At 61.5% G+C, this 23,153-nt stretch carries 17 protein-coding genes, 1 tRNA gene and 1 riboswitch; of the genes, 6 read left to right on the top strand and 12 right to left on the bottom strand.

What is annotated here, in order from left to right:
* Positions 1-23: 23 nt before the first annotated feature.
* Positions 24-1,304 (bottom strand): RNA polymerase sigma factor, encoded by a 1,281-nt coding sequence (locus CS1GBM3_RS00695; protein WP_072390020.1) that lies wholly within the window; start codon positions 1,302-1,304, stop codon positions 24-26.
* Positions 1,301-1,672 carry a YciI family protein gene (locus tag CS1GBM3_RS00690; protein ID WP_072390018.1) on the bottom strand — a complete coding sequence of 124 codons (372 nt, stop codon included), beginning with the start codon at positions 1,670-1,672 and terminating at the stop codon, positions 1,301-1,303. Before CS1GBM3_RS00690 ends, CS1GBM3_RS00695 begins: the two co-directional genes overlap by 4 nt.
* 189 nt (positions 1,673-1,861) lie before the next feature.
* On the opposite strand from CS1GBM3_RS00690, the gene CS1GBM3_RS00685 reads away from it, so the two are divergent.
* Positions 1,862-2,131 carry a hypothetical protein gene (locus tag CS1GBM3_RS00685; protein ID WP_083566926.1) on the top strand — a complete coding sequence of 90 codons (270 nt, stop codon included), beginning with the start codon at positions 1,862-1,864 and terminating at the stop codon, positions 2,129-2,131.
* Positions 2,132-2,262: 131 nt separating this feature from the next.
* Here CS1GBM3_RS00685 and CS1GBM3_RS00680 read toward each other — a convergent pair.
* Positions 2,263-2,337, bottom strand: a tRNA-Thr gene (locus CS1GBM3_RS00680).
* Between the two features lie 239 nt (positions 2,338-2,576).
* On the opposite strand from CS1GBM3_RS00680, the gene CS1GBM3_RS00675 reads away from it, so the two are divergent.
* Positions 2,577-3,014 carry a universal stress protein gene (locus CS1GBM3_RS00675; RefSeq protein ID WP_072390012.1) on the top strand — a complete coding sequence of 146 codons (438 nt, stop codon included), beginning with the start codon at positions 2,577-2,579 and terminating at the stop codon, positions 3,012-3,014.
* Positions 3,015-3,492: 478 nt separating this feature from the next.
* Entirely contained in the window at positions 3,493-4,086 is a 594-nt protein-coding gene (locus CS1GBM3_RS00670; protein ID WP_171946400.1) for a Crp/Fnr family transcriptional regulator, read from the top strand.
* 15 nt (positions 4,087-4,101) lie between these two features.
* On the opposite strand, the gene CS1GBM3_RS00665 is transcribed toward CS1GBM3_RS00670, so the two are convergent.
* A complete protein-coding gene (locus CS1GBM3_RS00665; protein ID WP_072390007.1) occupies positions 4,102-7,314 on the bottom strand; it encodes an O-linked N-acetylglucosamine transferase family protein in 3,213 nt (1,070 codons plus the stop codon).
* A gap of 619 nt (positions 7,315-7,933) precedes the next feature.
* Between CS1GBM3_RS00665 and CS1GBM3_RS00660 the strand changes: the two genes are divergently transcribed.
* The gene (locus CS1GBM3_RS00660; RefSeq protein ID WP_139247713.1) at positions 7,934-10,786 is read left to right on the top strand and encodes a glycosyltransferase; all 2,853 of its coding nucleotides are present in this window, start codon (positions 7,934-7,936) and stop codon (positions 10,784-10,786) included.
* On the opposite strand, the gene CS1GBM3_RS19995 is transcribed toward CS1GBM3_RS00660, so the two are convergent.
* Positions 10,778-12,934 (bottom strand): class I SAM-dependent methyltransferase, encoded by a 2,157-nt coding sequence (locus CS1GBM3_RS19995; protein WP_244534510.1) that lies wholly within the window; start codon positions 12,932-12,934, stop codon positions 10,778-10,780. The genes CS1GBM3_RS00660 and CS1GBM3_RS19995 overlap by 9 nt on opposite strands.
* A 307-nt stretch (positions 12,935-13,241) precedes the next feature.
* On the opposite strand from CS1GBM3_RS19995, the gene CS1GBM3_RS00645 reads away from it, so the two are divergent.
* Entirely contained in the window at positions 13,242-15,011 is a 1,770-nt protein-coding gene (locus tag CS1GBM3_RS00645) for a glycosyltransferase family 2 protein (RefSeq protein ID WP_083566925.1), read from the top strand.
* A 5-nt stretch (positions 15,012-15,016) separates the two neighbouring features.
* Here the strand turns inward: CS1GBM3_RS00645 and CS1GBM3_RS00640 are convergent, their stop codons facing one another.
* The 6 genes from CS1GBM3_RS00640 to CS1GBM3_RS00615 form a co-directional block, all read right to left on the bottom strand.
* Positions 15,017-15,883, bottom strand: coding sequence for a glycosyltransferase family 2 protein (locus CS1GBM3_RS00640; RefSeq protein WP_072389996.1), 867 nt, complete (start codon positions 15,881-15,883; stop codon positions 15,017-15,019).
* Between the two features lie 72 nt (positions 15,884-15,955).
* Entirely contained in the window at positions 15,956-17,134 is a 1,179-nt protein-coding gene (locus tag CS1GBM3_RS00635) for a glycosyltransferase (RefSeq protein ID WP_083566924.1), read from the bottom strand.
* A gap of 39 nt (positions 17,135-17,173) precedes the next feature.
* Positions 17,174-18,295 carry a glycosyltransferase family 4 protein gene (locus CS1GBM3_RS00630; protein ID WP_072389990.1) on the bottom strand — a complete coding sequence of 374 codons (1,122 nt, stop codon included), beginning with the start codon at positions 18,293-18,295 and terminating at the stop codon, positions 17,174-17,176.
* Positions 18,292-18,900: a methyltransferase domain-containing protein gene (locus tag CS1GBM3_RS00625; protein ID WP_139247712.1), complete on the bottom strand. Its 609-nt coding sequence runs from the start codon at positions 18,898-18,900 to the stop codon at positions 18,292-18,294. The genes CS1GBM3_RS00630 and CS1GBM3_RS00625 overlap by 4 nt, the downstream gene beginning before the upstream one ends.
* 125 nt (positions 18,901-19,025) lie before the next feature.
* Positions 19,026-20,405, bottom strand: a complete 1,380-nt coding sequence (locus CS1GBM3_RS00620) for a lipopolysaccharide biosynthesis protein (protein ID WP_072389984.1) — start codon at positions 20,403-20,405, stop codon at positions 19,026-19,028.
* Between the two features lie 63 nt (positions 20,406-20,468).
* Entirely contained in the window at positions 20,469-21,113 is a 645-nt protein-coding gene (locus CS1GBM3_RS00615) for a winged helix-turn-helix transcriptional regulator (protein WP_072389981.1), read from the bottom strand.
* Positions 21,114-21,590: 477 nt separating this feature from the next.
* On the opposite strand from CS1GBM3_RS00615, the gene CS1GBM3_RS00610 reads away from it, so the two are divergent.
* The gene (locus tag CS1GBM3_RS00610) at positions 21,591-22,730 is read left to right on the top strand and encodes a carboxylate-amine ligase (protein WP_139247711.1); all 1,140 of its coding nucleotides are present in this window, start codon (positions 21,591-21,593) and stop codon (positions 22,728-22,730) included.
* Here the strand turns inward: CS1GBM3_RS00610 and CS1GBM3_RS19385 are convergent.
* Positions 22,719-22,997, bottom strand: coding sequence for a hypothetical protein (locus CS1GBM3_RS19385; RefSeq protein WP_139247710.1), 279 nt, complete (start codon positions 22,995-22,997; stop codon positions 22,719-22,721). The genes CS1GBM3_RS00610 and CS1GBM3_RS19385 overlap by 12 nt on opposite strands.
* Positions 22,998-23,011: 14 nt before the next feature.
* A riboswitch (glycine riboswitch) is annotated at positions 23,012-23,109 on the top strand.
* Positions 23,110-23,153: the final 44 nt, after the last annotated feature.

Genomic DNA, 23,153 nt, shown 5'->3' with positions numbered 1-23,153 from the left:
TCCGGCTGCGAAAAATCCTCTGGCTAGGGCGCCTTGCTTCGCACCCGCGTGTCAGGCTTGGCATCTGCCGCCAGCCGGTCGAGGTGCAGGCGGATATGGGCGGCCTCTTGCGGCGTGCGCGCCAGCGCAATCGCCCGGTCGTAAGCTTCACGTGCTTCCCGCGCGCGCCCGAGCTGGCCGAGCAGGGCCCCCTTGAGGCCGAAGAAATGAAAGTACCCCGAAAGCTTTCCCGCCAGCGGCTCGATCATCGCGAGCGCCGCGTCCGGACCAGCAACCTTGCTGACCGCCACCGCCCGATTGAGCGTCACCACAGGCGACGGCTGCATTTGCTCGAGCGTCGCATAAAGCACGTCGATCTCCACCCAGTCGGTATCTGCGTAGCTCGGAGCCGTGGAGTGCAGGGCCGCGATTGCCGCCTGCACCTGATAAGGGCCTGGCCGGCGGTGGCGCATCGCCTTGTCGAGCAGCGCTTCACCTTCTGCAATCATCGCGTGGTTCCACCGGCGGCGGTCCTGGTCCTCGAGCAGCACGATTGCCTCGTTCGCGTCGAGGCGCGCGTCCGCCCGGGCATGCTGGAATAGAAGCAGCGCCGTGAAACCCAGCATCTCGGGCTCAGCCGGGAAAAGCCGCAGCAACAGCCGCGCCAGTCGTATGGCCTCCTCGCAAAGGCCGACGCGCACGTGCGCTTCACCCCCGCTCGCCGAGTACCCCTCGTTGAACAAGAGGTAGATCATGGCCGCGACCGTGCCGAGCCGCTGGCTGCGCTCGATAGGGCCTGGCGTCTCGAACGGCACGCCAGCTTCCGCGATGCGCCGCTTGGCGCGCGTGATGCGCTGCTCCATGGCCGCCTCGCTGACCAGGAAGGCCTTGGCGATCTCGGCGACCGTCAGGCCCGACACGACACGCAGTGCCAGCGCGATCTGCTGCGTGCTCGGCAGGTCCGGGTGACAGCAGGTAAACAGGAGCCGCAGGATATCATCGCGATAGTGCGCATCATCCAGCCGATCGACCAGCGCCCCTTCCGCATCGTCGAGGTCCGACATCCCCGCATCGTCCTCGGGCAACGACTCCGACTTTTTCTCGCGTCGAATGGCATCGAGCGCCACATTGCGCCCAACCATGATCAGCCACGCAGCAGGATCGCGCGGGGGGCCGTTTTGCGGCCAGTTCTTGAGGGCCCGAAGGGACGCCTCCTGGAACGCCTCCTCTGCTCGGTCGAGGTCACGGAAATAGCGGAGCAGGGCCGCCATCGCCTGCGGTCGCGCCCCGGCAATCGCCGCGTCGAGCCAGGAGAGGTCCGTCACTTGGGCACACTCCAATCAATGAAATAGCCGATGGGCCGCACCTCATGCGCGCCGCCGGGATTGGCTTCCGAAAGCTCACGCGCGATCTCGAGCGCCTCCTCGAGGGTCGCACAATCGACCACGTAAAAGCCGAGCAACTGTTCCTTGGTTTCCGCGAATGGCCCGTCGATGACAAAGGCGGGCTCGCCATCGCGGCGCACTGAGGTTGCGGCAGTGGTCGGCATGAGCCGCGCCACGGGGCCGAGCCGGCCGACCTTGGCATGCCGCTCGAGCACGGCTTCGAGTTTGGCCATGACCGCCTCGTCGTGCTCGCGGCTCCAGGCACAAACGACGTCTTCTGCGTGGTAACAAAGGATTGCGTATTTCACGTGCGGCGCTCCCTGCTGTCGCTATCTGAAAGACGAGCGAGCCTAGTCGATCCCGACCTGCACCGCCAAAAGCGCGAAAAAAATCGAGAAGCCTGAAGGCCGTTCCGCCCGGAACAGCGGCACGGTGCGCGATCGGTCATCCTCCTCTCCATCACCCCTGGCGTCGTGCCCAGATTGATGGAGAGAGCCATGACCCCGATCCGCACCATCCTCGCAGCCACCGCAGCCTTGTGTGCCACCGCCGTTGCCACCGAGGCCGGCGCCGTCAGCCTCTCGGTCAAGATGGCCTGCGCCTCCGACTACTACGCCCACTGCAGCCAGCACGACCCCGACAGCCCCGGCGTGCGCAAGTGCATGCGCGCCGTCGGCAAGAACCTCTCCTCCCGTTGCATCAACGCCCTCGTCGCCGCCGGCGAGGTTCCGAAATCTGCCATCGAGAAGAAGCTCGCCGCCCGCTGACGGGCAACATCTCGAGAATTTCCAAGCCCGGCCCACGCACGGGCAAACCCAAGCCGGGGCGCCTCTCCACGCCCCGGGTTTTTTCTGCGAGAGCCGCGGTCGACCGAGGAACCTGATTGTAAGGGGGATTCTGGTGCTGCCGGCGAGGATTGAACTTGCGACCTCTCCCTTACCAAGGGAGTGCTCTACCACTGAGCTACGGCAGCGAACCTAGAATATGCTTTGATTTTAGCGCCTTAGGCTGTTTGACAGCGGCACCGTCACGAGGGCCGGAAAGCCTCCCGCCCGCGCGCTGCGTTCATCTACCCGACCCAGGCGCCAAGAGCAACCTCGCTTAAGCGAAAATCAACGGCACCCGCAAGCCCCAACCACCGTTGATCGGTATCAACGGACGTCGCATGCCTGATGGTCTAAATTTATCTCCAATCGAGGAGGACGGCAGCGCATGTTCAAGCATATCCTGATTGCGACGGACGGCTCGGAGCTCGCCCACAAGGCGGTGGCCCAAGGACTGGAGATCGCCAAAGCCCTGGGAGCCAAAGTGACGGCTATCACCGTCACCGAGCCGTGGGCCGCGGTTGCGCCGGGCGAAGTTGCCATGGCCTTCCCGATCACGGAGTACGAGGAAAGCGTCGCCGTCAACGCCAACAAGATTTTGGCTGCCGTCGCCGACGAGGCCAAGGCAGCGGGCGTCCCTTGCGCGACCCAGCACGTGCGGGATCAGTTCCCGGCCGAGGGCATCATCGAGGCGGCGGAGAAACACGCCTGCGACCTGATCGTGATGGCCTCGCACGGCCGACGCGGCCTGATGCGCATCCTGCTCGGCAGCCAGGCAACGAAGGTTCTGACCAGCAGCTCGGTTCCGGTGCTTGTCTGCAGGTGATGCTGACCACAAAGCCAGAGCCGATTTCGGACAACCCCCGGCATTTTCCCTAGGGCACCTATGACAACCGGGCTCTGACCGCTTACGATTTAGAAACGCTGACCTTTTACGATCTGACGAAGCAGCAGGCACGTTGCGTCTGCGGAGAAATCCGTGGACAAACAGCGTTCATCGGCAGTGTTTCGGACGAGAAGGGCGCATCCTGCGACCATCTTCACACTGATCGAAATCGTCGCATCGACACATTCGAGAGTTCCCCAGGGAACAGACGAGCTTGCGCATAGTTCTAGGGTTAGAAACCACCCCTTAGTCATTGGTCGCTAATAAAAATATGACTTGATTACGACAAGAAGGAAAACTACATCAGGGCACCTTTTCGGAGTAATGCGTTATGGCGATTGTTTGCCAGCCCGAAAATTTTGAGCACGCCGGAACCCAAAACGGGAAACCGTTTTTCGCATCTCCAGACGCCGGCCTTGTGCTCCAGAACGTCGCGACCGGCGCCACGCTTTTTCAGCCTGGAGATCGGCGCACGCTCTATCGCATCGAGAGCGGCGCTCTCTGCCATTACATGCTGTGGTCCGACGGGCGCCATGACGTCATCGAGTTCGCGTTTCCCGGCGACATCGTTGGCCTCGGCCACCTGAGCTATCACGTCAGCACCGCACAGGCGATGGTGGACACCGTCGTAAGCCTTGTCTCCGACGAGGAGTTCGAGTCCGCGAGTGATCGGGACGATCGTCTTTCCTTCCGGCTCGCGTCCGCGGTCGAGCGCGAGTTCGAGCACCTTCGCGACAAGTCGCTGAGCGGTCCAGGACACGTCCCGGCCGCGGCACGCGTCGCGAACTTCCTGCTCGCGCTGTCCGCCATGAACACGCCCGAGGGACGCGATCCCAGAGAGATCTCCGACGACATCACGGCGGGCTTCGTCGCCGAGCAGCTCAACATGAGCATCGAGAAGCTCGGTGCGGCGCTTCTTCTCCTGAAGAAGGAAGGCGCCGTACGCGAGACGCCGTCCGGATTGCGCATCATCGATACGGCCACGCTGCAGAAGGTCGCCGACGCCGCGTAAACGCGCGTCTGCGTATCAGCGCTTGACCGCAATGATTTCCATCGCGCTCGGCCCGCAGTCGCCCACCGTGTAGTCCATTATCTTGAAACCTTCCGATTCGAGCAGCTTCGCCAGCCGCGCCCGCGTGAAGATGTGGCTATGCTCGATTTCGCCCCAATAGGGATTGGCGCCCGACGCGTCGAGGATGCGCCACACGATCGTATCCATGTTCGCCCCAGCGACGAACAGCACCCCGCCGCTGCGTAGCAGTCGCCGCGCCGCCGCAAGTGACTGCCGCGGAAACGCTGCTTGATCGAGCGAGCCGACCATGCTCACAACGCTGAAGCGGTCCGTCCAGTCGAGATCGAGGATATCGTTCCAGACGCCCTTGTAGCCGAGCTTCAGCAGCATCTCGACGCTGTCGATGCGCGGATCGGCGCCGACGACGTCATAGCCCCACTCGGCCGCCGTGAACAGCAAGGCACCCGTGCCGACGCCAACGTCGAGCCACTCCCCAGCCGGCGCATGGCGCGCGATGCGTTCGACGACACGCGCCGCGGACGCCCTGCCCGCCGCAGCATCGGCGCCGACCTGCTGATGCGGCGGAACCGACGCGAGCACGACGTCGCGGGCTTCCTGCGACAGATACCCCTCCGTGAAGACATGCCCGCAGTCTTCGCAGGTCCGCCACTTCACGGTTGGCGGCAGCTCCGGCTTGTAGAGCGGATGATCGCTGACCTTGGCCTCGATCTGGTAGGGGATGTCGGCGCCGTCGCACAGCGGGCAACATACATAGGCTATCCGCGCCTCTGCGACGGACCCCACATCCGGCTGCGGCTCGGCCACGACAAAAGCGCGCGGCGCTTCTCCTGCTCTCATGATGTCCACCATCGTCTCATAGGCCCGTTCGAGATTGCGCGTGTAGCGCGAGGAATCGAAAAGTGGGCCGGTCTCACGCCGCTCGGCAATCCTGCGTCGTATGTCACTGAGCCGCTCCCGGTCACGAGCAAGAGCGAGCGCCGCCTGCTCGTAAGCCTCGAGGCTCTCCGTGATCAGTTCCTCGAGATCCATCGCCGCAAGCAGGCTCGCCGCGACGCGCCCGGCGAACGTTTCGCCAAGGCACGTCAGCACCGGCAACCCCGCCCACAACGCATCGCTCGCCGTCGTATGTGCGTTGCACGGCACGGAATCGACGAAGAGGTCGGCAAGCCGATGCCGCGCCAGATGCTGAGGCCCCGGGCTATGGCTCGCGAACACGAGCCGTCCCGGATCGACGCCGCGGGCCGCCGCTTCACGTATGAGATTCTCCCGGCAACCATCGTCACGTGCGAGAATCCACAACACCGAGTTCGGCACCTGCTGCAGAAGCCGCATCCACACATCGAACAGCGATGGGCCGACCTTGTAGATGTTGTTGAACGAGCAGAAGACGAAGGCATCGTCCGGCAGCCCGAATTGGGCGCGCGTCACCGGGGTCTCTGCGATCACCCGCTGGCGGTCGTTCGGCTGATAGCAGTGCGGCAGGTGCACGATGCGCTCGGAGAAGTGCTCCTGATGCGCCATCGGGGCGACAACCGCGTCCGCCACGATGTAGTCAACGCAATCGAGCCCCATCGTGCCAGGATAGCCGAGATAGTTGACCTGGATCGGCGCCGGCCGATAGGCGAGGATGCCAGTGCGCGCGTTGCGCGTGTAACCCTTGAGATCGACCAGAATGTCGATGCCATCGTCATGGATCCGCTGCGCCGCGTCGCGATCCGACAGATCCCCGATCGGAACGAAACGGTCGAACGCGGCCACGATCCTGCGCCGCATCTCGCTGCCGTCGTCGAGGCTGTGGCAATAGCCGACCAGCTCGAACCGCTCGCGATCCGTCTGCTCGAGCACCTCGACGAGCAAGATCGCCGTCGCGTGCGAGAAGAAATCACCTGAGAGGTAGCCGATGCGAATGCGCTCGCCCGGCCGAGACGGGCGGTGGTCGCGGAACCGCAACTCCTCGGGCACAACCATCGTGCGCCCGATGCGTCGCCCCGCCTCGAGCTGATCGCCGCGCGTTGCCGGCATCGGCAGCAATAGGAACGGTGAGACGAGGTTGCCCAAGGCGCGCATCAGCTCGAGGCTCTCTTGCTCCGCGACCTCGAGCCCCTGCCAATCGCACATCATGCGCAGGAGGTTGCTGAGCTCCACCCGATGCAGAAGCGAATCCGGCGCATACACAATGGCCTGCTCGAAGGCCGCCCGCGCCTCGGCAAAGCGGCCCATGTTCTTGCAGGTGACAGCCAGGTTGTAGTGCGCATCGGCAAACGCCGGATCGAGCTTTACCGCCTGCTGAAACGCCGTCACGGCCGCCGCATGATGGTTCATGCTTCGCAGCAGCGCCCCGACTTTCATGTACCCGTCGGCCCGCTCCGGCTCGAGCGCCAGTGCCGCCTGGTAGGCCGAGAGCGCGTCCCGCTTGCGGCCGGCCCCATCGAGGGCGGAAGCCAAATGGAAATGAAGATCCGCCCGATTAGGCGCCAAGGCGGCCGCCTTCTGGTGAAGCGGCACGGCTTCGGCGAAGCGCTGCTCGCCGGCAAGGATCAACCCAAGCTCGTCGTATCGGCGCGCACCATCGGCCGAATCCTTCGCCTCCGCATCGATCGCGGCCACCGTGGCCTCGACGCGCCCGCTGTTCGCAAGAATGCGGCGCTCAAGAGCAGAAGCCGCGGCCTGGCCGGGCTCGAGCGTCAGCGCACGGCGGCAACACGCAAGCGCGTCGTCCGCGTTGCCGGACTGCAAGAGCAGGTCGCCCATCTTCACGAGCACGGCCGGCTGATCCGGCGCGATCCTGAGCGATTGCGCGTAGGCTGCCACCGCGTCGGCCATGTTGCTGGCTTTGCGCAGCAGGTCGCCGAGCACGGCATGCGGCTTTGCATTCGCGGGCTGCAACGCCAGACACTGCCGGCAGGCCGCGATCGCCTCGTCGAGTTGACGCGCCTCGCCAAGCATAAGGGCGAGGTTCAACCACGCCTGGTGATGCTTGGGATCGACCTCGAGGCTTTGTCGGATGTAGTCGATCGCCTCCCGCGCCGCATTGTTCTTGAACGCGATCAGTCCGAGGTTGTGCAGGCTGGGCGCGTGGCGTGGCGACCGCGCGAGAACGCGCCGGTGCGCCTCTGCCGACTGAGCGAGTCGCCCGGCCTGCAAATGCTGGACAGCTTCGCGAAAATCACGACCGACTTGCGGATCGAGGCCCGGCGCTGGCGCCAATAACGATCTCGCATGCGTAAGCCGCCGCTCTTTCCGGGCCATCGTCCCTCAAGGGAGAGTCTCTATCGCCGATCAGGCCGATCGTATAGGCGCGTAATCCTGCGTGAGGCTTATGCCCGCTGGGGTAAAAACAGGAACCTGACGGTATGTGATGCGAGATCGACGCAGACATCGAACTTTATCAGACGGCGAACAACTTCGAGGCACTCTTCGTCTGCGCACTGACAGGATCGCTCGTCACCAAGCCGAGCATTTGAGGCAACTATCAGATCTCACAGGTGAAGGCGCGGGCGCGGCACTGATAAACAATCGGAGTCGCGAGGGTGCGGACCCGTCCGGGCTGGCCTCGCGGCACGCCGCCTGCTTGGGCCCGATTCCCGAGCGGGCGGCACTCCGTATGCATCCGGATGATTATATCCAGCGAACGGATTAGGCGTTTACGCCGGCAGCATAAGACGCGTTGCCGCGTTAGCCCATTATCAGATGTCCCCCACACCTTATTCGGGAATAAATTCAGCCCGCCTACTACCCACAGACAGCGTTGTTCACTGCACAAATCCACGCTACCTCTACGCTCTATGATGGCTTCTCGCGGCGACGCAGAAGAGTGGAGCGTGAGTTGTTGAAGTACAGCGCAGCGGACGTCGAAACCATCCGCAAATCAGGCCTTTTCGATGAAAATTGGTACCTGAGACAATACCCGGATGTGACACACCTGGGGATGAACCCGATCGAGCACTATCTGTGGCTCGGATGGGTTCTCGGTCGCGACCCCTCACCAACCTTCAGCACGCGATATTACCTGGACGTCAACCCAGACGTGGCCAGGCAAAAACTCAATCCGTTGCTTCATTACGCACGTGTCGGCAAATCCGAAAATCGCACATGCAGACCCTCAACCGAGAGAACCGACTGCAAGCGCATCATAGAGCGATATGTGCCCAAGTGGGACACAACCAGGGAAGCGGAGTTACTCGCCTCCCTTGAACGGGCATCCGTCAACACAGCTCCCACAAAGGTTTCGATCATTATGCCGACGCGCAATCGCGGCGGCTGCATTGGTCGCGCAATAAAGTCGATTCTGGAGCAAAGCCATGACAATTGGGAACTCATCGTCGTTGACGACGGCAGCGACGATGATACGTCCGAGCGCGTTCGTTCCTTCCAAGACGACCGGATCAAGTACCATCGCCACGACAAAGGACGCGGCGTGTCCGCAGCGAGAAACACCGCCTTGAAGCACATAGGTGGCGACTGGGTGTTCTTCCTGGACTCGGACAACACGTGGCGACCGCAGCACATCGAGCGCCTATTGCGGTTTGCGTCGTCTCGCGATCTTTCGGCAGCTTACTGCGCCGCAAATCTGATCGATGACGCGGGCAAAACAAGAGCAGTGCTCTTCTCGGAGTTTGATTTCGAGTCCTGCCTGGAACTCAACTTCATAGACTTGAATACGTTTTGCGTTAAAAGTTCGCTCGCTAGAATTGGATTCGACGAAAGCCTCCGGCGCCTTGTCGATTGGGATTACATCCTGAGGATAGCTGCGCAAACACGTGTTCAAGGCGCGCGCTTCATCGGCGTCGATTATTACGATGGGACCAACCTACCCAGGATCACGAACACCGAGTACGTGACCAAGCCGGACTTGAATAAGTCGATGGAGTACATTCGAGACAGAGCCCGAAGCACGCTCATGTCATCGTCGCGTCCCGCGCGCTCTAATGCGAAGCCACAGATCGCGGTCGTTTTCCACGTCTATCATAAGAATATCGCGCCAGACTGCCTTCAGTACGTCGATAACATCCCGCACGAGTACGATCTCTTCATCACGACCTCGCATCCCGGTGACGATCCGGAGATCGAAGCGTTAAGGCGGGCTCACCCGAGAGCAACGGTCTTCAGGTTTCCGAACACCGGGGCCGACATCGGCCCGTTCCTGTCTTTGACGTCGACACTCTGCAACTACGATCTCGTGTGCAAAGTGCACACGAAACGCAATGTCGGCAAATGGGGTAATCTGTGGCGCGATTACTTCCTCTATTCGATGCTCGGTAGTGAGCATATCTCGGATCAGATCATCGACGCCTTCCGCACCGACCCCGATCTTTGCCTTGCCGGCCCGGCTGAGTTTTTTAAGGAAGGACGGCGCAATTCCGTTGCTCCAACCTGGGAGCAGGTAAAGAAATTCGCCATTGCGTGTGGACACGAACAAGACATCAATAAAACCTGGGGCTTTTTTGCGGGCACAATGCTCTGGCTTCGGCCCGCCATCCTTCTCAAGCTCGCGCGCCACGTTTACGATACACCAAGCTACAATACGGTCTTCCAGAGCGATGGCGCACCCGAGCACGGGCTGGAGCGCATGATCGGCCTCGCCGCCATGCAGAATCCGAATGCGAAGGTCGCGCTCGCCTCTGTTCAGGCCGATGGAGCGATCGACCTCTCCGTGGTGCCGCCGACCAAAAGTGCGCTTGAAGGTGTATCGCAGACGCTGGATCGGCTCCTGCCCCGCAAGCTCGACCTTTCACCCAAGCTTCCTCGAGCACAACGTACCACCGTCAGCCGAGCTGCATCTGCGCCTTGGAGCATGCGGATACCGGCGTTGACAGAGGTTTCGCTCAAGATCTCGACGATCATCCCGACGTATAATCAAGAGGAATATATCGGCGGAGCCATCGAAAGCGCGTTGAAGCAGCGCGGCAACTTTGTGCACGAGATTCTCGTAGCCAACGACGGCTCCACGGATGGCACCCAAGCCGTCATCGACAGTTACTGCCGCCAATACCCAGACATCGTGAGAAGCATAGGCGGCGACGACAACATCGGCATTTCTAAAAATTTTTGGCGATCATTCGATGCGGCCAGCGGCAGCTTCGTTGCCGTGCTGGAAGGCGATGACTATTGGACAGCCGATGATAAGCTGCAAGCTCAGTCGGAGTTCCTGATTTCAAACCCTGACTGTTCGATGGTCTTCTCGATGATCGAGGTTCACGACATCCAGCGCGATACCAGGAAGGTTCTGGAGCGACAAGCCGCGCTGAAGAAATCGAAGCTTGATGGTAGCGATTTCTTGGCCGACCCCAACATGAACCTGATCGCAAACTTCTCATGTTGCATGTTCAGGTCTGGCCTAATCAAAACATTACCAACGGTCCTGTTCGAAAAGCGCCTGAACGAGATTGCACTCGCGTTCCACCTCGACCGCTATGGCAAGATTGGCTTCATAAACCGAGTGATGAGTGTCTATCGCCAGCACCCGCAAGGTGTCTGGACGGGAAGCGATCGGCGCGCCCAGCTTTCGAGCGGGCTGGAAGCCAGAAAGACCGCGTGCGCGCTCGCGCGCGACGAGTACAAAGGGGCCATAAGAAGCGTTATCGAGCAGAAGTTCATCACCCCGTTGGCTCAGATGGAGAGCCGCGAGTCGAACGGATCACCGCGCTCTGATCAGAGCCACGCGTCCACCTTATCGTAGAGGCGAAGCGCGGCGGCCCTCAGCCCTGCCGCTGGCAAGATAATGCACGAGTGGATTGAGTCCGGACTTCGCCACATCGAGATTTTCGCGCAGATAGGCAGCGCTGTCGAACGCACGGGAAGGTGACCGCCCCTCCTGCCCGCCAAACAGAAGGAAGTGGTCAAGCGGATCGGCTCCAGCAGCCGCAACATCGGGGTTCTGAGCCTGATACCAAGGCGCATCGAACAAGCCGGACGCCTTCACCAGCCTGCGCTGGCGCACGATCCGCCAACGCAGCCCGCCAATCGGCTCAAGCGCTTGCCTCAGCCGAGCGGCAGCTTCCTGGGCGCCACCGCTCACGAAAGCCAGACGTTCGCTGATCGACCTGCCATTGACCTCGGTCAATCCTCCCAGGATCGGCGCTCGTCTCCCCTGCTCGGATATCCCGGGCATCTGTTCGCACTCGGCGCGCCCCTGGTCTTTCAACAGCCGGCTCAACGTCGCAATTTCGCGAAAACGCGCGGCAACGTTGGCCTCCAGGCGCTCTATTTCACTCTTGCGGCGATCCGCCAAGGCCTCGGCCTCCTTGGAACGCGCCAGGGCCGCCGCTTCGCTGCGCGAAAGCTTCTCCACTTCGGCCGACCGATCCTTCAGAAGTCGCGACATTGTCGCCAGCTCCTGGAAGCGATCCGCGACGTTGGCGCCGAGCTTGGCGACTTCTGACTTCTCCAACGCGAGCTGAGACTCCGCCTGCGCGACACGCTCATCAACAGCCGCCTCAAGCTCAGCAAGTTTTTGCGTCTCCGCGGTCTTTGCCTGCAGCAGGTGCCCCACCTCGCCAAGCTCACGGAAACGATCGGAAACGTTCGCCTTCAGGCGCTCGACCTCTCCGGTGAGTTGCTGGGCCAGCGTTTCAGCCTCGGCAGCCCGCAGCAAAGCGGCCTCAGCCGCTTCAGCCTCGGCTGTGGCGTCCTCCAACCTTTGAGTTAGCGTCTCAACCTCACGAGACCGCTCGGCGAGGTCACGCTCAAGTTCGCGAACCTTCGCTTCATAGGCGGAAATTTCCTGATCATGAGTTTGCTCGAGCTGTTTTAGCTCAACCGCCGCGATGCCGTCGTTACGCCCGATTGACTGATCGCTGCGTCGCTGTGTCAACGAATAGACCTGCTGCGAGCGATCTCCAAGTTCAAGCTCGAGTTGGGCAAGTCGTGCCTCATAGGCCGCTGTTTCTTGTTCGCGGCTACGCCCAAGCGCTTCGAGGCTGCTGAACAGACGTGTTCGCTCACCATCGAGCTTTGCGATCTGCGCCGCCACCTCCGTGTCGCGTGCGGCTGCAGCGGATTTCACGGCTGTCAGCGCACCCTGCGCTTCTGCAAGCTTTGCCTCGCTTCTCTTCTGCTGTTCGGCGCCTTTTTGCAGGAGGAGGGCTTGATTGCAGCTACTGCCCAAGCGGGAAAAAATTTCCCGAATTGACCGGCGCAGTACCGGCTTGTCGTTTGCCTCGAACAGCCACGACAGCAGCGGCTTCTGTTCTTTGCCGACGCCGAGAACACCAAGCCCATGCCCATGCACGAACTCGAACGAGGGATAGGTCTTTCTCAGCTCCTCGAAACACTGGAACACGCCGAACCCGCGCTCGCGCACGTTCGTATCGTGAAACAAGACAACCGCATCGTCGGTCAGCTTTGGTAACCAGCTTTCAAAGTCGTGAGCGACGGCCTCGAGTGTATGCAGGCCATCAATGTGCAGAAGGTCGATCGTACCGTCGGAAAAATAGCCTAGCGCATCATCGAATGTAGATCTGACAAGTCGCGAAAATCCCGAGTAGCGCGCTTCATTGTGGCCGTTAACGCCGGCAAAGACCTCCTCACCGTAGAAACCCGCGTGCTCATCCCCCTTCCACGTATCGACGGCGTAGCATTTGGCATCCAGCCCCAGCCGATCGACGGCCTGACAGAAGGCAAAATAGGACGCCCCGAACTGGGTGCCAAGCTCGACCAGCGTCGTCGGCCGATGCGCTTCAATGAGCCAGAAGGCAAAGGGAATATGGTCCAGCCACGCCGACCGCGAAATGTAGGCCGGTCGCCAAAACATGGACCTCAGCAACAGCGGCCGGACCTCCTCGAAGGTATCCACCGCAAGACTGTCGCCGTCACTGGAATCTGACACCCACCAACTCCGATACTCGTGCCCCGCCGCCCTACCGGATGCAAGATCCAGCCCCTGGGATATAACCGCAACCGGTATTTGCAGCCGAGCGATTAGCGTCTTGGTTTACGCACACCTTCCCGCTTGCGTTCCCTCCCGACACCCCGTCAAATGCACGCGCCCCTCCGAGGTACGGTCGGCGGCACGTTCAGCTTCGATGTCAACCTCGCGAATAGGCAACATGAGGCATTCCCTAGGCCTCACCATGGCCCTGATTAGCCATCGGATGAGGTCCCCTTCCGACCTGCTCAACAGCAGCCGGAAGGCCATGGCCATCGTCAAGAGCCAGGGTATCCAGGGGCTCGTCAAGGCCCTCCGTAACGCGCTCCGCGGCGAAGAGGAAGCTCTCGACTACCAGACGTGGATCCTGAGGCACGATACACTAGAAGAGGCCGATATCGTGGCTCTGCGCGCGCGCGTCTCGGCTATCGCAGATCCGCCGCTGATCTCGGTGGTTATGCCCGTTTACAATCCGCCAGAGGACCTGCTTCGGGCCGCGATCGAGAGCGTACGCGCCCAAGTTTACCATAACTGGGAGTTGTGCATTGCGGACGATGCCTCGCCCGCGGCGCACGTCAGACTGCTGCTGGCGGACTATGCCGTGCGCGATCCGCGCATCAAACTCGTGATCCGCCCCAGCAATGGCCACATTTCAGAAGCTACGAACTCGGCTTTCGCGTTGGCCTCCGGCGCCTGGGTCGCGCTGATGGATCACGATGATCTGTTGAGCCCGAACGCACTGGCCGAGGTCGCACTCGAGATCGCCCGCCATCCGGACGCCGAACTCATCTACTCCGACGAGGACAAGATCGATCCGACCGGAGCCTATCGCTTCGAGCCGCATTTCAAGCCGGATTTCTCGCGTGAGCTGTTTCGCGCACAGAACTACCTGAACCACCTGACGGTGCACCGCGCGGCCAACATCCGCGCCGTCGGCGCCTGGCGCAAGGGCTTCGAAGGAAGCCAGGATTACGATCTCAACCTGCGCATATTCGAGCGGATCGATCCAAGCAAGATCCGCCACGTTCCCAAGATCCTGTATCACTGGCGCGCAGTCGAGGGATCGACGGCAGCAGGCGGCGAGCAGAAAACCTATGCTTATTCTGCGGGCCTCAGCGCGCTGCAGGAGCACGTGGCGCGCAGCGGCCTGAGGGCCACGGCCGAGCCCGCCCCGCGCGGCCCGTTCTACCGCCTGCGCCTCGGCTTGCCGGAGCCCCAGCCGCTGGCAAGCCTCATCATCCCGACGCGCGACAGGCTCGATATGCTGAGCCGCTGCATCGGTTCGATCCGAAACAAAACAACGTACGCGAACTACGAGATCATCGTCGTCGACAACGGATCGACCGAGCAGGAGACACGCCGGTACCTCGACGCCCTTGCGGAGGAACCGCGCACGCGCGTGCTGCGCTACGACAAGCCGTTCAATTATGCCGCAATCAACAATTTCGCGGTCGGCGAGGCCGCCGGCACCGTCATCGGTCTCGTCAACAATGACATCGAGGTGATCTCTCCCGACTGGCTTGGCGAAATGATCTCCTGGGCCACGCAGCCGGACATCGGTTGCGTCGGCGCCAAGCTCTACTATGCCGACGACACCATCCAGCACGCAGGCGTCGTGCTCGGGGTTGGCGGCGTGGCAAACCACGCCCATCTGATGGAGGCACGCACGGCGTTCGGCTACTTCGGCAGGGCCGTGGTGCTGAACAACTATTCGGCGGTGACGGGCGCCTGCCTCGTCGTTCGTAAAAGCATCTATGAGGAAATCGGCGGCCTGAACGAAAAAGACCTCGCTGTGGCGTTCAATGACGTGGATTTCTGCCTACGGGTGCGCGAGGCGGGCTACAGCAACGTCTGGACGCCTTACGCGGAGTTGTATCATCTGGAAAGCGTATCGCGCGGCAAGGACGATCATCTGAACAGCCGCTTCCAGCGCGAGGTGGCGTATATGCAGCGCACGTGGGGAAAAGCGCTGCAAACGGACCCCTTCTATTCGCCCCATTTCTCGCGACGTTCGCCAAATTTCTCGATCGGGGGATGAGACCGCTATCTCCTGCGTTTGGAAAACGGCAGCGCGTGGTAGACGATGAAATAGAGCCGCGCCATCGAGAGGTAGAGCACAACCACAGCGGCCTTGCCCTTCGTTCGCCAGGCAGCTGGCCGGCGCACCAGCTCGACGAGCGAGAGCACACCCCGGGCCATCGCGCGCGCAATCAGCGGAACGGTGCCAAGCAGACCCGCCCGATCCACTTGGGCGCCAATGACGCGATCCATCTTGTTGGCAAGCTCGGACAGCGTTCGGCGTGCAGGATGCAGAACCTCAGCCGCTCCGTAATAGACGAGGCGGTAGCCTTGCCCGGTAGCGCGACGGCAGAACTCCGCATCTCCGCCCGAGAAATGTGCTTCATCGAACACGCCAACATCGCGGAACGCCTGCGCCGGAACAGCAAGATTTGCCGTCACGGCATAGCCGCGCTGCACATAGGCCTCCTGCGGCAGGCCAAAGAGGCAGTCGTAAGCTTCCGCCAACGTTTCGGCGCCAGGCGTTTGCGCTACTACGGTGACCTTTCCGGCCGCTAATGCGGTTGACTGGTTAGCATCTGAATAGAACGCGTGAAGCGCGGCCAGGAAACCCGGGGCAGGCGTGCAATCAGCATCCGTGAATGCAATCACGCGCCCCTCAGCCATCCCAACCCCGACATTGCGGGCCGCATAGGAGCCGGGCTTGGCGCAGGTCGCAAAGCGCACATCATCCGAAAATCTCGTGAGCGGCACGTAGCCACCGTCAGGGTCGTTGTCGACGGCAATGATCTCGACCGGAAACGCCGCGGACTTCTTCTGCGCGACGAGCCCATCGAGCAGCACCTCGAGCCGGGCCTGATCCCTGAAAAATGGGATGACGATCGTAAGCATCTTCCCCCATCATCCCTTCGTCGACACGCTCATCCATCGAGCGCATGCGGGCCAGTAGCAGGCCTGTCAAACCTATCGACCTTTCGGAGCGCTGCCCTCCCCAGCAGCCACAACCGTGTTCATCCAATCGAGGATCACGCGTCCTCGGCTCTGAGCAGACGTATCCGCGAGCCGCGTGCGAAGCTTGTCCCTCATCCGCGCGAGGCGCTCGGGATCGTCCACCAACTCGGCAAGCGCCGACGCCAGCGCGCCGACGTCACGCGGATCGACCAGAATGCTTCCCTCGGCCGGCACCTGCCAACGCACATCGGAGATATCGGAGGTGATGACAGGCAGCGCGCACGCCAACGCCTCGGCGATGGCGTTGCAGTGTCCCTCGGCGAGCGTCGGCAGCATCATGAGATCGGCGGCATTGAGCCACAGCGGAACTAACGAATTGGAGACCGGCCCGGCGTGGAGCACACGCGCCCCGCTCGGCGCCTGAGGCCCCCGCCCCAGAAACACTCCGAGCACCGGCTTCTCGAGGCGCTCGAGTGCGGCCAACACGCGAAGCGGCCCCTTGCGTTCGGTGAAGTATCCGGTGAACACCACGATGACGGCATCGTCCGGAAGCTTGAGCGTGCGCCGGCATTCGCGCCGATCAAGCGGTCGGAACCGGCGTGGATCCGGACGGTTCGGCGCCAGCAGCACGCGCTCCGGCTTGGCGCCAAGCGCGATGGCTTCGTCTCTCAGACGCTCGGACACGCACACCGCGCCGGCAAGCCCCGCGACGACCGCAGCCGCGCGGGCCTGCTCTTCACCGCTCATCCCTTCCAAGAGCCGCGACTCGCCGAGATCCGCGAAAGCCGGCCGCCCGAGAGCCTTGCCTGCTCTTACGGCCGCGGTTCCGCCTTTGAACAGAAACTGCCCGTAGTAGACATCCGCAATCGGCGCCTTGAGCGATGCGCGGACAGCCGCGCGGTTGAACGACCATTCGCTGAGCCGGCCGAGATCAATTCCGCCGACCGATCGGGCGGAAAAGGTCGGATAATGAGGAGCGATGACGCGGTCGCCTGCGATCGCTACGCTTTGGCGCGGGCGGCGCAAGCCCCTGATCCAGTTCGGCCACGAGATCGGCGCCACGACGTTCACCGCAACACCTTCCTCTTGCCATTGATTGACGAGAGCCTCGATGAAGGCACCACGCTCGATGAAACGCGGCGAGGGATAGTTGGGCGTCATGACCCCGATCGATTTTATTCTTTCTGCCATCAGTCCGCCGCCGCTCTCTGTGATGGACGCCGCGACACACTAGTCTCGAAGCACATTCTCAGCCCTCGCCTGCCACGTATAGCTCTTGCGAAAGGCATCCAATCCGGCCTGCCCCAAACGAGCCCGCAACGCCGGATCATCCCTCAGGCGTTCGAGGCTCCGCACCCAATCCTCTATGTCACGCGGCGCACAGAGCAAAGCATTGCTCTCGTGCCGCAGGATCTCGCGTAAGACCGGCAGATCGGACGCGATGATGGCCCGTCTGGCAGCAAAATATTCGAAGGCCTTGAGCGGGGAGGTCCAGGGACCGATGTCCCGGGCGCCGCTGGCGCCGACGCCAACGAAAGGCTGGTTCGGCAAGAGCGCGACGTCCAACGCCAGCATGTAGCGCACAACGTCGTTGGGAGCGACGTGTCCATGAAAGGTCAAATTCCGCGTATCCGCACAGCGCGCCTGCCAACGCGCACGATCTTCGTCCTTTCCACCGACGACATGAAAATCGGCCCATGGGCATTTGCGCGCGAGCTCGGAAACAACCTCCATACCCTTTCCGGCGTAGAGGTGACCGACGTACCCCACCTGCAAGCGCTCGCCCGCGTTTTGCAGCACGACCGCATGCACGTCATCCCCGACAGGGTCGGCCCCGTCCGGGGCTACGCGTATTTTGCCGACCAGCTCGGGATAACGCTCTTCGTGGTATGCCTTGAGCGCGTGCGTGATCACCACGAGGCGCCGCAAGCACTTTGATGCTGCGATTTTACGGAACATCCACGCCTCGCCGCGCCGCCGATCATCCCAGGGATGGTGCACCTCCAGCACGACAGGCAGCCCGCGCCTCGCCGCAAAGAAGCACCCCGCGAGATGGCGCGCATAAACGAGATCCGGCGCGCTGCGGCCAGCCCGCAATCCAGACAGAAGCCCATAGAGCGCGTTGCCCCCGCGAACGCGCGGCACTGGAAGGTGGACGAGATCGAAGCTGCGCTCAACGCCATGGAAATCGTAAGCGTCCTCGACGCCAGGCTCCCGGCCCGCGACATCATCCATAGCCAGAAGCCTCACCTCATGCCCGTTGCGCGCGAACGCCTGGCACATCTTCATCACATGGATGCTGTTGGCCGAGCGGGACGGAACGGTCGATTGCGAGATGTAGGATATTCTCATCTAAGCCAGGACATCAGGCGCTTCGCCTCGTAGGCGAGCTTCTTCTGCACTTTGAGCGCATAGGGATTCTGGATCACGTTCATCCCCGCCCCGACGCGCGGGTCGTAAATGGTCTCCTTCTTGTTCCCGTCCAGCCCCGCGATACGCTGCCAGCGTTCCGGGTTCCTGCTTCCCACCGCGAGCAGATAGATCGATGCATTGCGATCGTCGTTGTAGTTGACGTAGACCGTTTCGAAGCCGTTTGCCTGAAACAGCTTATCGACCGCCTGCGGCGTAAACCGCCAATAATCGCCGTAGTCCGCGTGCTCCTCCTGCAGGAATGGCACCACGACGATGACGACATCTCGGCTCAACCGGCAGAGATTGGCGAACGCCTTGTTGACCTCGAAAATGTGCTCGAGCACCGTGTGGTTGAAAACGACGTCGAACTTTCCGGCAAGCGGATCGTCGAGATCCTGCACCAGATCCAGAAAGAACTCATTCTCGAGATCGCCCTGGAAGCCGCGCGCCTCGCTACGGAAATTGCTGATCCAGTACTCGCTCGCGCCGGGAAAGTACTCCTTGTATCTCTGCCCTTCCTTGTCGAGGTCTTGCCACCCTGACACGTTTACGACCTTGCCCGACAGATGGGGAGATATGCGTCGCAGCTCTCTGTTGGACCATACTCTGGGCCTTATGAACTTGCGATCGAGGAGAAACATTGAAGCTCCCTGGATAAGCAGCGCGCCGCTTAGACGGATTGAACCTGTTGATCGGAGAGTGCTTGGGCTGACGTGCGCAAACTGTATTCTTTGGCCACGACAAAAAACATCATCGCGGCCCACGCCACGTAGAAGATCACGCAGGCCAGACTGGCGCCCAGAAGCCCGTAGCTTTTCGTAAGCGCAACCAGCAAGGGATAATAGAAGGCACTCGATATAAGCAGGATGACGAGGCTCGCCGTCGGTTTGCCGAATGCCAACACCGCGCCGGACAACGGATAGAAGAAGAACCACACCACATAGGCGAGCATGTAGACGACCATCGGCCAATAGGCCGCCGTGTACTCCGCACCGAATGCAAGCTGCAACGCCGGATACGAACAAACGAATACACCGGCAAAAAGCGCAAGGCCCGCTGCACCGGAAAGCACTGAGGCGCGAAGCGAGTAGGAGCGGAACTCCGGCAGCCGGCCGGAGGACACGAGCCGCGCCATCTCCGGATAGGCCGAGGCATAAAGCGGATCCGCGATTTTCCCGAGCACGGACGCAAAGCTCTTGACGATCCTGAAGAGGCCCGCGCCGGCGGGCCCAAGCAAGGCGCCGGTCACGAGGATATCCGTCTCTCGGATCGCCGAGCGCAGCGCCGTGTTCGCATTCGAACTCAGCGCGAAACCCCAGATGCCGTGGAAAAGAGCCGACACCTCACGTCCTTTTCGCCGGAGGCTGGGAAGCAGCGAGCGCGCACGTAACTCCCTGATCGCCAAAACAACGAGCACCGCGTTGCCGACGATGTCTGTCACCGCCCAGACGACGAGGAACGTCCACAGCCCGGCATCGAACCAAAACGCGGCGGACACGCCAACAAGCTTGATACTCGCCGCGATGACGTTCTGATAAGCGACGAGATGAAATCTGTCGAAGAGACGCAGCACACCCGTCGGCGTGCCATTGACATGAAACAGGATCGTCAGACTGTAGAGGGCGGCCATGAGCACGACCTCCCTGTCCCAACCCTGCCACTGCCCGACGAACCAGGCAACGCACGCAGCCAGCGCCGCGCCCAGCACCGCCGTGCCCGCATCCAAGAGGAAACCGAACCGGACGAGAGCCTTGAAGTCGTCGGTCCGTTTCTCTTCAAGCGCGTCCGCACCAAATTTAATGATGGCCTGCCAGCTCTGAAAATTCACCAACCGATCCATGATGAGAACGTACGTGGTGATGAGCACCAGAACGCCGAGCCGCTCGGCACCAAGCGCCCGCGCCGTCAACGCCAAAGAAACAAGCCCAAGCGCAGAGGCCACCATACTGCCGCTGAACAACATCGCGGCGTTCTTGAACAGCCGACGCAGCAGGTCGTCCTGCAACCACAGGCGAGGCGAGCCAATCAGGCTGGCAGCTTTCGACAGCATTGAGCTTTCGCCTGTCAAACAGTTACCCCTGCAGTACCGCGGCAACGGTCACGGCGACCGCCATCACACGTCCGATCCATTGCTCGCCTTCGCCCCTCGCTCCTGCGGCGCCACGACGACACGCAACAACGGCGGCGCATGAATGATCCGCTCGGCGCTCGCGCCCATGAGACGATCGTAGGCCTCCTGCGGATGGCGCGACGCCGTGATCACCAGGCCAGCAGTCCGGTCGATATCGTGAAGGCCCCGCAGCACCGGGATACCGAGAAAGCTGCCCTCGTTCATCTCAGCATCGAGAAGTCCGACGATGCGTATCTCGTGCTCGCGCGCGGCCAGAAGGGCAATCTCCGCAAGCTCGCCACGTCCGACAAGCACGGCGCGATCAACACCGGCACGGCGCAGGGCCATAAAAATCTGGCCGTACTCATCACGCGCCTTCCGGAAGAACCCCAGAGACGCTTCGAGATATTTCGCGACAAGCCGGCTTTTCTCGGCCAACCCCTTGGGCGTGAGGTAGTAAGCCCAGCGCCGATAGGGCGCCTTGCGCGTCTTGACCAGTCCCTTCCGGATCACCCGCCGCAGAAGCGCATTGACCAGACCGACCGAAACCTCGAGCCGCTTGGAAAGCGCCGACTGGCTGATCACGTCGCCCCTTTCGAGCGCCGCAATAAGATCGAGTTCGGTTTGAATGCTGGCCTTGTCCGGCATGGCGCCCCCCGGCGTTCACAGTGTGAATGAGCGGCGGCGCGAGGAAAAAGTCAAGCCCGTACAAAGCCCCGGAGCGGCGTTGCTACCGAGGTTCTTTATCCCCCTTGTAAGGATTTGAACAAATTGATCTGTGGCTGACTTCCACGAATCCTTGAGCAGGAGCGCCTAGCACCCAGCCGCGACGACAACAGACTGGCTTAGCTAGCCTTGAGAGCATTTCGATATTCGGCTGGGCTGCCTCGGGTGCGGCTCGTCATCGTCAGTCTTGACCCGACGTGGTAAGAGCAGAGTGCTAGCTCCGCTCGGCCCAGGCGGATGATCGTCATCGCGAAGCCGCTTTAGGTCAGCGATCCGGTGTCCCGCCACGTCTTGGATCGACGCTGCGGGAAAGTAGAACGGGCACGCGCCCCTTCGAAACGATCTGTCCGTTCCGAATGAGAGCTTCGCCGCCAGGTCGCACAATCCTCGAGGAACGCCGTGATCGCCAGAGCGCCATCCCTCACCTTCGGAATTGAGGAAGAATTTCACTTGGTCGACCGGGAGACACGGGACGTTGCGGTCGCACCCGAGGCGATGATGCGGGACCTTCAAGACCATATAGGACCTCAAGTCGGCCCGGAATTTCTACGCTCCCAAATCGAAGTTGCGACACAGCCCCTAAGCAGTTTCAAAGACGCGAGACGGGAACTCGCCCAACTGCGGCGGATCGTGATCGATATTGCCGACCAATACGGCCTGGCGCTTCTCGCATCTGGCACCCATCCGTTCGCGCAGCCGGGCGAAACAGGGACAACCGACAAGGAGCGGTACAAGGACCTTGATAGAGAACTCGCGGGCGCAATCCGCGGGCTCGCAGTTTGCGGGATGCACGTGCATGCCGGAATTGAGGACGACGACTTGCGCATCGACCTTATGAATCAAGCGCGATACTTCCTGCCACACCTCCTCACGCTTTCCACGTCTTCCCCCTTTTGGCGTGGCATCGATACCGGCCTCAAGTCGTATCGACTGACCGTCATGAGCCGCCTTCCACGCTCTGGCCTGCCGGGCCTATTTGCGAGTTGGGGCGAGTATCAGCGCACTCTGGCCGTTCTGATCAACGCCGGGATAATCGAGGATGGAAGCAAGATTTGGTGGGACCTTCGGCCGTCGGCGCGGTTCCCCACGCTCGAAATGCGAATCTGCGATGTCTGTCCTCGCATCGACGACACACTGACGATTACCGCTGCTTACTTGTGCATTTTGCGAATGCTATGGCGACGAAAACGAAGCAATCTGAAATGGCGCACGTATCCCATCTCCCTGATCGACGAGAACCGATGGCGCGCCCAACGATACGGTGCCTCGGGCACATTGCTTGATCTGAGTATCGGCTCGTTGGTCCCATTCGCCAACCTCGCGGAAGAACTCTGTGAGCTCATTGCCGAGGATGCGCGGGCACTGGACTGCGAGCGTGAGATCGCCAACTTGCGCGAGATCGCGACCACAGGCACGAGCGCAGATCGACAACTGAAAACTTGGAAACAAGCCTTGGCAGACGGCTGCGATGAGCGCGACGCATTCATCGCCGTCATTGATCAGCTTGTCGCCGAGACCGCTTCCCCGTCAACGCATTGAGCGCTGCTGCCACCACACGCCTCGGGATAAGGGCCCCCCGGAGGCTAACTCCTCCGGGGCATTCTTTATTCCCAAATGAAAGTCTATGCGCTCGCCGTAGATGACCCCGGTCTCCTTGGCGGTGATCTGCTTTTCCAGAGCTGCAATTTGCGAGGACGAGCTTGTGGTCGAACTGTTCGCCAGGAAGTCGCGTTTTCGATTTGCCACGAAAGAGCGAAGACTGTCCCAACCAAAGACGAACTTGACCCCGATCGCAAAGCTCTCCATGTTTTGCGCGTCAACTATGGACTGCGGAAGAGATCAGCCTGCCTTGTGCTAGGCTGGCGCCGAAGGAGCAACCGCCCCGGAATCTCTCAGGCAAACGGACCGCAGTCCGATGACGCTCTGGAAAGCGATGAGACAGTGATCCGTTTCATCCACCGA

Origin of the sequence: Hyphomicrobium sp. CS1GBMeth3 (assembly GCF_900117455.1) — a bacterium.
In the GTDB taxonomy this organism is placed as follows: domain Bacteria; phylum Pseudomonadota; class Alphaproteobacteria; order Rhizobiales; family Hyphomicrobiaceae; genus Hyphomicrobium_C.
Note: the sequence above shows the minus strand (reverse complement) of the source record. Positions and strands in the feature narration are given on the sequence as shown.

What these genes read in the sequence shown, in the direction of transcription:
- CS1GBM3_RS00685 (WP_083566926.1), top strand. Translation starts at nt 1,862, where the DNA reads ATGACCCCGATCCGCACCATCCTCGCAGCCACCGCAGCCTTGTGTGCC.
- CS1GBM3_RS00675 (WP_072390012.1), top strand. Translation starts at nt 2,577, where the DNA reads ATGTTCAAGCATATCCTGATTGCGACGGACGGCTCGGAGCTCGCCCAC.
- CS1GBM3_RS00645 (WP_083566925.1), top strand. Translation starts at nt 13,242, where the DNA reads ATGGCCATCGTCAAGAGCCAGGGTATCCAGGGGCTCGTCAAGGCCCTC.
- CS1GBM3_RS00640 (WP_072389996.1), bottom strand. Translation starts at nt 15,883, where the DNA reads ATGCTTACGATCGTCATCCCATTTTTCAGGGATCAGGCCCGGCTCGAG.
- CS1GBM3_RS00635 (WP_083566924.1), bottom strand. Translation starts at nt 17,134, where the DNA reads ATGGCAGAAAGAATAAAATCGATCGGGGTCATGACGCCCAACTATCCC.
- CS1GBM3_RS00630 (WP_072389990.1), bottom strand. Translation starts at nt 18,295, where the DNA reads ATGAGAATATCCTACATCTCGCAATCGACCGTTCCGTCCCGCTCGGCC.
- CS1GBM3_RS00620 (WP_072389984.1), bottom strand. Translation starts at nt 20,405, where the DNA reads ATGCTGTCGAAAGCTGCCAGCCTGATTGGCTCGCCTCGCCTGTGGTTG.
- CS1GBM3_RS00615 (WP_072389981.1), bottom strand. Translation starts at nt 21,113, where the DNA reads ATGCCGGACAAGGCCAGCATTCAAACCGAACTCGATCTTATTGCGGCG.
- CS1GBM3_RS19385 (WP_139247710.1), bottom strand. Translation starts at nt 22,997, where the DNA reads ATGGAGAGCTTTGCGATCGGGGTCAAGTTCGTCTTTGGTTGGGACAGT.